Below are 9,757 nucleotides of genomic sequence, written 5' to 3' on the forward strand. Positions count from 1 at the left end.
GACCTGGTCCATGCGCGCATCGAGCACGGCCACCACGCGCGTGACACCGAAGCGGTCATGGGCTTCTTCGGCCAGGGCATGCAGGGTGTCGATCGGCAGCAGCCGGACGCCGGCGCCGAATCCGAGGCCCTGCGCGACCGAGCAGGCGGTGCGCAGCCCGGTGAAGGAACCCGGGCCGCGGCCGAAGGCGATCGCCTCCAGCTCGCCGAGCGACAGGCCGGCGGCGGCGAGCAACTGCTGGATCAGCGGAATCAGGCTTGCCGACGACTGCGCGCCGCCGGCGCCGCTGTGCTCCAGCAGCAGGTCGTCGTGGCGCACCGCGATCGACAGCGCCTCGGTGCTGGTGTCGAAGGCCAGGAGCTTAGGCATCGATGCGCCCTCCCGCGGCACTCGCCACCGCCGCGACGGCCGGCCGCTTGGACCCTGCGGCACGGTGGCGCTGGACCCCGAAGAGGATGCCCGCCGTCACCAGCAGCAGCCCCGCGATCAGGTTCCAGTAGAGCGGTTCGCCGAGGAAGACCACCGCGCCGAGCGCCGACAGGCCCGGCACCAGCGCCGTGATCATGGTCGAGCGCACCGGGCCGAAGTACTGGATCATGCGCGTGAAGGCGATGCCCGAGATCACGACCGAGCCGATGCCCTGGAACAGCAGCTGGAACAGGACTTCGCCCACCGGCGCGCTGGCCAGCCGGCTCGTGACGAGGCCGGACGCGACCAGCAGCAGGTACACGGGCACATAGGTCATGAAGGCGAACACGGTGATGGCGATGGTGGCGCGAACGGCCTCGAGCCCGTGCCGCCGCACGATGATGCTGTAGCAGGCCCAGCAGAAGGCCGCGCTCATGAAGAGCAGGTCGCCCTTCCAGATCACGCCCCCGTCCAGCGCATGCAGCAGGCTGGCGCCGCCGACGAACAGGTCGCCGAGCACGATCAGCCCCAGGCCGAGCGCGCGCAGCGGCGTGATGCGGTCGCGCAGCACCAGGACGGCCAGCAGCGTGGTCCACAGCGGCAGGCTGCCCGGCATCAGCACCGCGGCGTGGCTGGCCGGCGCGAAGAAGAAACCGGTGTAGGCCAGCAGGGCGTAGGCCAGGCCGCCGAAGACGCCCGCCAGCGCAGTGAGGCGCAGCGGCAGCGGCGAAAGGCCGAAGAACGAGCTCGTCGCCGGGCCGCTGGCGCGGTCCCGCAGCACCAGCCAGGCGCCCCAGGGCAGCAGCACCAGGCTGGCGCCGACGATGCGCGCGAAGCCGATGTCGAAGGGCGTCAACGAGCGCCCGGCAGACGCGCGCGCGATCACGATGAACGCGGTCCAGACCCCCACGGTGACGACGGCCGCGCCGATGCCGATGGTGCGGGCGGAAAATCGGGGAACAACAGGCATCGAGGGATTATCCAGGGTGGCCGGCCAGCGCGCTGCGGCCGGCCTCGCGAGCCTCAGGCGGCCCCGGATAATCCGCGCATGACTGTCGCCCTGCCTTCCGCGCGCTGCACCTCGCGCGTCTCCCGCACCTTCGCCATCGTTCTTGCACTCGCCGCCACGCTGCCGGCCGCGGCCCAGAGCCTGCCGCACGAAGTCGATGCCGCGCTGGCCCGCGCCAAGGTCCCGCGCGACGCGGTGACGATGCTGGTGGCCGATGCCGATGGCGTGCGTGTGCCACGGCTGGCCTGGCGCACCCAGGTGCCGGTCAATCCGGCGTCGATCATGAAGGTGGTGACCACCTACGCGGCGCTCGACCTGCTGGGGCCGGCCTTCACCTGGACCACGCCGGTGTATGTGGACGGCCCGGTGCGCAACGGCGTGCTCGAGGGCAATCTCTACATCAGGGGCCAGGGCGACCCGAAGCTGGTGCTCGAGCGGCTGTGGCTGCTGCTGCGCCGGGTGCAGGGGCTGGGCATCCAGGGCATCAACGGCGACATCGTGCTGGACCGAAGCGCCTTCGAGGTGGCGGAAAGCGACCCGAACGCCTTCGACGGCGAGGGCCAGCGCCCCTACAACGCGGCGCCCGATGCGCTGCTGATCAACTTCAAGTCGGTGGTGATGAGCTTCGCGCCGAACCGCGGTGCGCAAACGGCGCAAGTCAGCTACCAACCGGCGCTGGCCGGCGTCGCCTCGCAGGCCACGGTGCCGCTGTCGGCCGGGGAATGCGGCGACTGGCGCACCGCGCTCGGCGGGGAATTCGCCGACCCGGCACGCCTGGGTTTCGCGGGCAGCTATCCCGCCGCCTGCGGCGAGAAGACCTGGGCGGTGGCCTATGCGGACCCGGGCAGCTATGCCGCCCGCGCGGTCGGCGGCCTCTGGGCGGAGATGGGCGGCCAGCTCAAGGGCCAGGTGCGCGACGGCCGCGTGCCGGCCGAACTGCGGCCGGCCTTCGAGGCCGAGTCGCCGCCGCTGGCCGAGGTGATCCGCGACATCAACAAGTACAGCAACAACGTGATGGCGCAGCAGCTCTTCCTGACGCTCGGCCTGCAGCAGAAAAAGCGGGGCACGCTCGAGGCGTCGCGCGCCACCCTGCGCCAGTGGTGGAACGACCGCATCGGCACCGGCGAAGGCCAGCCGGTGTTCGACAACGGCTCCGGCCTGTCGCGCGACGAGCGCATCAGCGCCGCCGCGCTGGCCAAGATGCTGCAGGTGGCCTGGCGCTCGCCCGTGATGCCGGAGCTGGTGTCCTCGCTGCCGGCTTCCGGCGTCGACGGCACGCTGCGCAAGCGCGCCCTGCGCTCGGGCGGGGCCGCGCACCTGAAGACCGGCACGCTGCGCGACGCCGCCGGTGTGGCCGGCTACGTGCACGGCGCCAGCGGCCGGCGCTGGGTGGTGATCGCGATCGCCAACCACGGCAATGCGGTCGCCGCGCGGCCGGCCTTCGATGCCCTCGTCGATTGGGCGTCGCAAGACTGAAAGACGCCCTCCCGCCCTCCCCGGGGGCGGGCCCGCGTCGGCTGAACGCTCTGGCTGCACCGCTCGTGCAGGTAAACGCCGCTTGCGCGCAGACCGTGCCCTGCCCAAAATCGAACGCCGCTTCGATTCCAGCACCGCAGGAGACGTTCATGACAAGACTGCACGCCCTCGCCCTCTCGGGTGTCGCCCTGTTGCTTTCCGGCTGCGGCGGCGGAAACGACGGCTTCGTCGGGTTCAACGTGCCGGCCGCGGCCGATTCGGGCCGTGGCTCGGTCGTCACGTTGCCGCCCGAACGGGTGCAGCGGATCGGGACCAGCGATTTCACGACGCTGCTCGGCGCCAGCGCGCAGGGCAAGGCGCTGCTGCAGGTGGCCGGAAGCCCGAAGTGCGGCGTCGACCTGCGCTACCTCGAATACCGCACCGTCGGCGGCCAGGGTGAAGCCACCAATGCCACCGCCGCGATCATGGTCCCCTTCGGCACCGACGCCGCCTGCAACGGGCCGCGCCCGATCGTCCTGTACGCGCACGGCATCAGCGCGGCGCGCGACTTCAACATCGCGCGCTGGACCGATACCAACCAGCCCGCCGCCGACGAGGGCCTCACGGTCGCGGCGATGTTCGTCGCCCAGGGCTTCCTGGTGGTGGCGCCGAACTACGCCGGCTACGACAAGTCGACCTTGACCTACCACCCCTACCTCAACGGCGACCAGCAGGGCAAGGACATGGTCGATGCCCTGACCGCGGCGCGCAAGACCCTGCCTTTCATCAACGGCAGCGACGCCGGCTCGCTGTTCGTCACCGGCTATTCGCAGGGCGGCTACGTGGCGATGGCGGCGCACCGCGAGCTACAGGCCACCGGCAAGACGGTCACCGCATCGGCGCCGCTGTCCGCGCCTTCGGCCATCAGCCTGCTGACCGACTACAGCTTCAGCGGCTGGCCGGCGCTCGGCGCCACGGTGTCCACGCCGCTGCTCTCGACCAGCTGGCAGAAGCAGTTCGGCAATGTCTATTCGGCCACCAGCGACATCTACGAAGCCCAGTACGCCACCGGCATCGACACCTTGCTGCCCAACCCGACGCCGCTCGACACCCTGTTCGCCACCGGGCGCCTGCCGCAGCTCGCGCTCTATCCCACCAACGCCGTTCCGGGGCCCGTCGATTCCTCGCTGGCCGTGTTCTACGGGCCCAACAACCTGATCCGGCAGAGCTACCTGACGCGGGCCGCCAACGACCTCCAAGCCACCCCCTGCGCCGGCAACGCCCTGCCGGCGACGCTGGCGTCCCTGAGCACCAGTTCACCGCTCGACTGCCAGCCACTGCTCGGTTTCCGCAAGGCGGCGGTGGTGAACGACCTGCGCAACTGGCTGCCGACCCGACCGGTCCTGATGTGCGGCGGCGCCAACGACCCGACCGTGAACTTCCTGAGCACGCGCGCCACGGCCGGCTACTTCCGCGCCCGCGGCATGCCGACTTCAGCGCTGGCCGTGGTCGACCTCGAAGACAGCGGCGCAATCGATGCGTTCTCGGCCGCACGAGCCGGTTTCGCGCAGGCCAAGGCCAACACCGCGGCCGCCGCCGGCGGCACCGCCTCGAACCAGTCGCAGGCGGTGGTCCAGGCGTACCACGGCACGCTGGTGCCGCCCTTCTGCATGGTGTCGGCGCGCGGCTTCTTCCAAGGAGTCCTTGCCGCTGGAGGGTAATGGAGCTCACACCTCCAGGCTGCGCGCCGCAGAACGAGCGCCCGAAGCTCTTGGCCGGCGCAGCCAGGCCCGTGGGTGAAACACCGCGGAACCGGCTTCGCCGGGCCGCTGGTGTTGCCCCCGGTAGGGGGTGGGCGGGCTACACGCAGTGAGCCCAACCTGGGGGCGAGCAACAATCAAGCAGCGGCACGCTGCAGGCGGTCGCGCACGCCTTCCCACTCGGGATCGCTCGGCGGCGTCTCGACCCAGATCAGCTTGACGCCTTCGGCGTCGAAGGCGCGCAGCACCGCGAAGAGCTGCTGCGCGGCGGCGGCGGCGTCGTCGGGCATGCGCCGCTGCAGCACGCGCTGCGAACGGCTGTTGAGCGCCGTGCGCGACCAGACGGCGATGTTCGCGGCGCTCGCGCCGAGCACGTCGAGGCCGGTCTGCAGCGCCTTGGCGTCCATCAGGCGCAGCTTGGCGCTCGGCGCGTAATGGGATTCGAGCGTGCCGGAGGCCCGCGGGTCGGGCGCGCCGAGCGCGTCCTTGTCGCGCAGCGGCTCGCCGCCGGCCGCCTCGATCTGCGTCCGCGTGATCGCGCCCGGCCGCAGCAGCACCGGCGCACCGCGACTGCAATCGACGATGGTCGACTCGATGCCCACCGCGCACGGTCCGCCGTCGAGCACCATCAGCGCGTCGCCGAACTCCTCCTGGACGTGCAGGGCGGTGGTCGGGCTGACGCGGCCGAAACGGTTGGCGCTGGGTCCCGCCAGGCCGTGCACGCCCAGTTCGGCGCAGGCGACCAGCAGGGCCTGCGTCACCGGGTGGGCCGGACAGCGCAGGCCGATGGTGTCCTGGCCGCCCGCGGCGGCGGCGCCGACGCCGGGCTGGCGCGGGACGATCAGCGTCAGCGGTCCGGGCCAGAAGGCGCGCACCAGCTTCCGGGCGAACAACGGCAGCGGCTGGGCGAAGTGCGACAGCGCCTCGTTGCCCTTCACGCCGGCCGCCACGTGGACGATCAGCGGATGGTCACTGGGCCGGCCCTTGGCCGCGAAGATGCCGGCGACGGCCGCGTCGCTGCCGGCGTCGGCGCCCAGGCCGTAGACGGTCTCGGTCGGGAAGGCGACCAGACCGCCGGCGCGCAGGACCCCGGCGGCCTCTGCGATGGCGTCGTGCGCGCTGCCGTCGCGGATCATGCCGCCCGCCCCTTCATTCGGACAGCGGGATCGGCAAGCCCAGCAGCGCGGCGGCGAAATCGGCCGTGCTGCGGACCGCGTCGATCGAATCGCCGGTGATGTTCAGGTGGCCCATCTTGCGGCCGCGACGCGCCTGCGTCTTGCCATAGAGGTGCAGATGGGTGCCGGGCAGGGCCAGCACATCGGCCCAGCGCGGCTCCTGCGGCGCTTCGCCGTCGACGAACCACAGGTCGCCCAGCAGGTTCAGCATGATCGCGACGCTGTGCTGGCGCGGCGGGTTGAGCGGCAGGCCCGTCAGCGTGCGCACCTGCAGCTCGAACTGCGACACGTCGCAGGCGTTCATCGTCCAGTGGCCGCTGTTATGGGGGCGCGGCGCCATTTCATTGACCACCAGCCGGCCGTCTCCGAGAACGAAGAATTCGACGCACAGCACGCCGACATAGGCCAGACCGTCGGCGATCGACCGGGCCGCGGCCACGGCTTGCCGCGCGGTCGCTTCGGGCATGTTGTGGGCGTGGACCTCGGTGACGGTGAGGATGCCGTCGCGATGCAGGTTGCGCTGCGCCGGGAAGTTCACCATCTGCCCGTCCTCGCCGCGGGCGACGATCACCGAGCACTCGAAATCCAGGTCCAGCAGCTTCTCGAGCACGCAAGGCACACCGCCGGCATCGTTCCAGGCGGCGCTCAAGTCGTCCTGCGTGATCACCCGGCGCTGGCCCTTGCCGTCGTAGCCGAGCCGCGCGGTCTTGAGGATGCCGGGCAGCAGGTTGGCCGGCACCGCCGCCAGGTGATTGACGGTCTCGATCACGGCGTAGGGGGCGCACTCGACGCCGCAGCGCACGAAGTGGCCCTTCTCGCGGATCCGGTTCTGGGCGATCGCCACCGCGTCCGCACCCGGCGCCACCGGCCGCACCGCGGCCAGGTGTTCGAGCGAAGGCGCCGGCACGTTCTCGAATTCCGTCGTCACGGCATCGGCCAGGCCGGCCAGCCGCGCCAGGCCGTCGACGTCGGTGTAGTCGGTGTGGATGTGGTGGTGGCTCACCCGCCCGGCCGGGCTGTCGGCGTCGGGGTCGAGCACGGCGGTGAAATAGCCCATCGTCTGCGCCGCGTGGACGAACATGCGGCCCAGCTGGCCGCCTCCGAGCACGCCCAGCGTGGCGCCCGGCAGCACCACGTTCATTCTGACACCTCCGCGCTGCGCGCTGCGGTGGTGTTCGCCTTGGGAACGGCCCGGCGGCTCATTCGGACACCTCCGCGCTTGTGCGCTACGGTGTTCGCCTTGGGAACGGCCCGGCGGCTCACAGCGCACCCCCGCCCTGCGGCGAGAACGGCGACACCGCCGGGTCGTCGCCCGGCGGCAGCGTCATGGCCTGCGCGGCCTGGGTCTGCGTCAGGCGGAAGGCGTCGAGCCGGGCGCGCAGCGCCGGGTCGCCGACCGCCAGCATCGCGACCGCGAACAGGGCCGCGTTGGCCGCGCCGGCATTGCCGATGGCGAAGGTCGCCACCGGCACGCCCTTGGGCATCTGGACGATGCTGTAGAGCGAATCCACGCCCTGCAGGTGCCGGCTGGCGACCGGCACGCCGAGCACCGGCACCGTGGTCTTGGCCGCCAGCATCCCGGGCAGGTGGGCGGCGCCGCCGGCACCTGCGATGATCGCGGCCAGCCCGCGCGGCGCGGCGCTCTCGGCATAGGCGAACAATTCATCGGGCATCCGATGGGCCGAGACCACCCGTGCTTCATGGGTGATGCCGAATTGCTGGAGAATCTCGACCGCATTGCGCATCGTCTCCCAATCGGAGTTCGAGCCCATCACCACGCCGACCTGAATTGCTTGCTTCATGGTTCGAATTTTACGTTTCACCCCCACCTTCCCGCGATGATCGACATCACCCTCGAAAATTTCCAGTCCGAGCTGATCGACGGCTCGACGACCACGCCGGTCCTGCTCGACATCTGGGCCGAATGGTGTGGCCCCTGCAAACAGCTCGGGCCGGTGCTCGAAAAGCTCGAAGTCGAGTATGCGGGCCGCTTCACGCTGGCCAAGCTCGACGCCGACAAGGTGCCGCAGATCTCGCAGCAGCTGAGCCAGATGTTCGGCGTGCGCAGCATCCCCTTCTGCGTGATGTTCAAGGACGGGCAGCCGGTCGACGGCTTCGTCGGCGCGATCCCCGCCGACGAGATCCGCACCTTCCTCGACAAGCACGTGCCGGGCGCCGACGAGGCCGAGGCGCTGGAACAGGAGGCGTCGGCGCAGGAAGCGCTCGCGGAGGGGGACACCGAGGGCGCGCTCGAAAAGCTGCAGCATGCGATCGCCACCGACCCCGCCAACGACGACGCGCGCTTCGACTACGTCAAGCTGCTGCTGCAGGAAGGCCAGGTCGACCATGCCAAGGTCGCATTCGCGCCGGTGATCGCCAAGACCTCGCTGGTGCGCCGCTTCGATTCGCTTCAGCGCTGGATGGACGCCATCGATTTCGCCGCGCCAGCCGTCGGCACCGCGCCCTCGCTGGCCGAGCTGGAAACGCGCATCGCGGCCAACAAGCGCGACTTCGACGCCCGCTTCGACCGCGCCCGCCTGCTGATGAGTGCCCAACGCTGGACCGATGCGATGGACGAACTGCTCGACATCCTGATGCGCGACAAGAGCTGGAGCGAAGACCTGGCGCGCAAGACCTATATCGCGATCCTCGACATCATCGAGCCGCCGAAGGTCAAGGTGGCGGACGGGCAGATTCCGCCGGACGATCCGACGGTGGCCAGCTACCGCCGGCGTCTGAGCAGCGTGGTGCTGAGCTGAAGTTCAGCAGATTAGCCAAACCCAATCAAAAGCGATCTTGCGATCGCTTTTTTCTTGCGCGACGCCGATCCACGGGTGGCGTTGGCGCGCCGAGTCCGGTCGAATACGATGCAGCAAAATATCAATTTGTTGCAAAACGAAAGACAGGCCATGCGTCCCAGCCCTGCCGCCACTCCACTTTTCATGGCCGCCCTGCTGGCTGCCGCGCTGACCGCCGGTTGCGCCAGCGGCATCAGCCTCGACGAGCCGATCGAGGGCCCGGTCTGGCGCCTCGACCAGCTCGGCGGCGAGCCGGTTGCCGCCGGCGGCGACCCGCAGCGCGATCCGCAGGTGCAGTTCGACCGCCGCAACGGGCGCGTCAGCGGGTCGGGCGGCTGCAATCGTGTGTCGGGCACCTTCGAGCGCAGCGGCAGCGCGCTCAAGCTGAGCCAGCTGGCTTCGACGCGGATGGCCTGCACCGATCCGGCGTTGAGCGCCAAGGAAGCGCAGTTCTTCGCCGCCCTGCAGGCCACCACCAGCTACCGGCTGCAGAGCCCGACGCGGCTGGCGCTGCTGGATGCGGGCGGGCGCACCGTGGCGACGCTGAGTACGCAGTCGCGCTGACGCGCTCCGGGCCTACCAGCGCGCGGGCAACTCGCGCAGCAGGGCGAGCTGGCGCTGGGTGACCGAGACATAGCCGCCCTGTTCCAGGTCTTTCAGCAACCGGCTGACCATTTCGCGCGAGCAGCCGATCTCGCTCGCGATGGCCTGGTGCGTGAGGCGCTCGGCGATCCGCCGCGTGCCGTCGAGCGACGGCTCCGAGCGCTCCTCGAGCAATCGCTTCAGGCGCGCGTACACATCGAGCAGCGCCATGCTGCGAGCGCTCTCGGTTGCCAGCCTGGCGCGGCGGATGAGCCGCACGATCAGCGCCAGCGCGAAGTCCGGATGGTCGGCGATGTGCTGCAGCATGGTCTCGCGGGTCACCACGGCGCAAACGGTCGGCTCCACCGCCTGCACGCTGGCGGAGCGCGGCCCTCCATCGAGCGTCATCTCGCCGACGTACTCGCCGGGCCCGTGCAGGCCGAGCGTGATTTCACGGCCGCGCGAGTCGGACAGAAAGACCCGCAGCCGCCCGGACAGCACGATGTAGATCGAGCCGCCTTCCTCGCCCTCCTCGATCAGCAGCGAACGCGTGCGGTAGCGGCGCTGCAC

At 70.6% G+C, this 9,757-nt stretch carries 10 protein-coding genes; 4 read left to right on the forward strand and 6 right to left on the reverse strand.

What is annotated here, in order from left to right; all coding sequences use genetic code 11:
* Positions 1-369: tRNA (adenosine(37)-N6)-threonylcarbamoyltransferase complex dimerization subunit type 1 TsaB (gene tsaB, locus AC1D2K_RS21765; protein ID WP_478090907.1), on the reverse strand; the 369-nt coding region annotated here is incomplete at its 3' end.
* Positions 362-1,378, reverse strand: a complete 1,017-nt coding sequence (locus tag AC1D2K_RS21770; protein WP_478090908.1) for a DMT family transporter — start codon at positions 1,376-1,378, stop codon at positions 362-364. The genes AC1D2K_RS21770 and tsaB, both read right to left, overlap by 8 nt.
* A 78-nt stretch (positions 1,379-1,456) precedes the next feature.
* Here AC1D2K_RS21770 and dacB point away from each other — a divergent pair, with 78 nt between their 5' ends.
* Positions 1,457-2,893, forward strand: coding sequence for a D-alanyl-D-alanine carboxypeptidase/D-alanyl-D-alanine endopeptidase (gene dacB / locus AC1D2K_RS21775; protein WP_478090909.1), 1,437 nt, complete (start codon positions 1,457-1,459; stop codon positions 2,891-2,893).
* 149 nt (positions 2,894-3,042) lie between these two features.
* On the forward strand, positions 3,043-4,593 hold the full coding sequence (locus AC1D2K_RS21780) for an alpha/beta hydrolase family protein (RefSeq protein WP_478090910.1): 1,551 nt from the start codon (positions 3,043-3,045) through the stop codon (positions 4,591-4,593).
* A 176-nt stretch (positions 4,594-4,769) separates the two neighbouring features.
* Here the strand turns inward: AC1D2K_RS21780 and AC1D2K_RS21785 are convergent, their stop codons facing one another.
* The 3 genes from AC1D2K_RS21785 to purE all read right to left on the reverse strand — a co-directional run bounded on the left by AC1D2K_RS21785 (position 4,770) and on the right by purE (position 7,609).
* Positions 4,770-5,768 carry an L-threonylcarbamoyladenylate synthase gene (locus tag AC1D2K_RS21785; protein ID WP_478090911.1) on the reverse strand — a complete coding sequence of 333 codons (999 nt, stop codon included), beginning with the start codon at positions 5,766-5,768 and terminating at the stop codon, positions 4,770-4,772.
* 13 nt (positions 5,769-5,781) lie between these two features.
* Positions 5,782-6,948, reverse strand: coding sequence for a 5-(carboxyamino)imidazole ribonucleotide synthase (locus AC1D2K_RS21790; protein ID WP_478090912.1), 1,167 nt, complete (start codon positions 6,946-6,948; stop codon positions 5,782-5,784).
* Between the two features lie 118 nt (positions 6,949-7,066).
* Complete coding sequence (purE, locus tag AC1D2K_RS21795) at positions 7,067-7,609, reverse strand: 5-(carboxyamino)imidazole ribonucleotide mutase (RefSeq protein WP_478090913.1); 543 nt, start codon at positions 7,607-7,609, stop codon at positions 7,067-7,069.
* 36 nt (positions 7,610-7,645) lie between these two features.
* Here purE and AC1D2K_RS21800 point away from each other — a divergent pair, with 36 nt between their 5' ends.
* Positions 7,646-8,566: a tetratricopeptide repeat protein gene (locus tag AC1D2K_RS21800; RefSeq protein ID WP_478090914.1), complete on the forward strand. Its 921-nt coding sequence runs from the start codon at positions 7,646-7,648 to the stop codon at positions 8,564-8,566.
* 150 nt (positions 8,567-8,716) lie between these two features.
* Complete coding sequence (locus AC1D2K_RS21805) at positions 8,717-9,169, forward strand: META domain-containing protein (RefSeq protein WP_478090915.1); 453 nt, start codon at positions 8,717-8,719, stop codon at positions 9,167-9,169.
* A 12-nt stretch (positions 9,170-9,181) separates the two neighbouring features.
* Here AC1D2K_RS21805 and AC1D2K_RS21810 read toward each other — a convergent pair.
* Positions 9,182-9,757, reverse strand: a 576-nt coding sequence (locus AC1D2K_RS21810; protein ID WP_478090916.1) for a Crp/Fnr family transcriptional regulator, incomplete at its 5' end; no start/stop codon positions are given.

Source organism: Variovorax sp. P1_H12_2 (genome assembly GCF_056405335.1).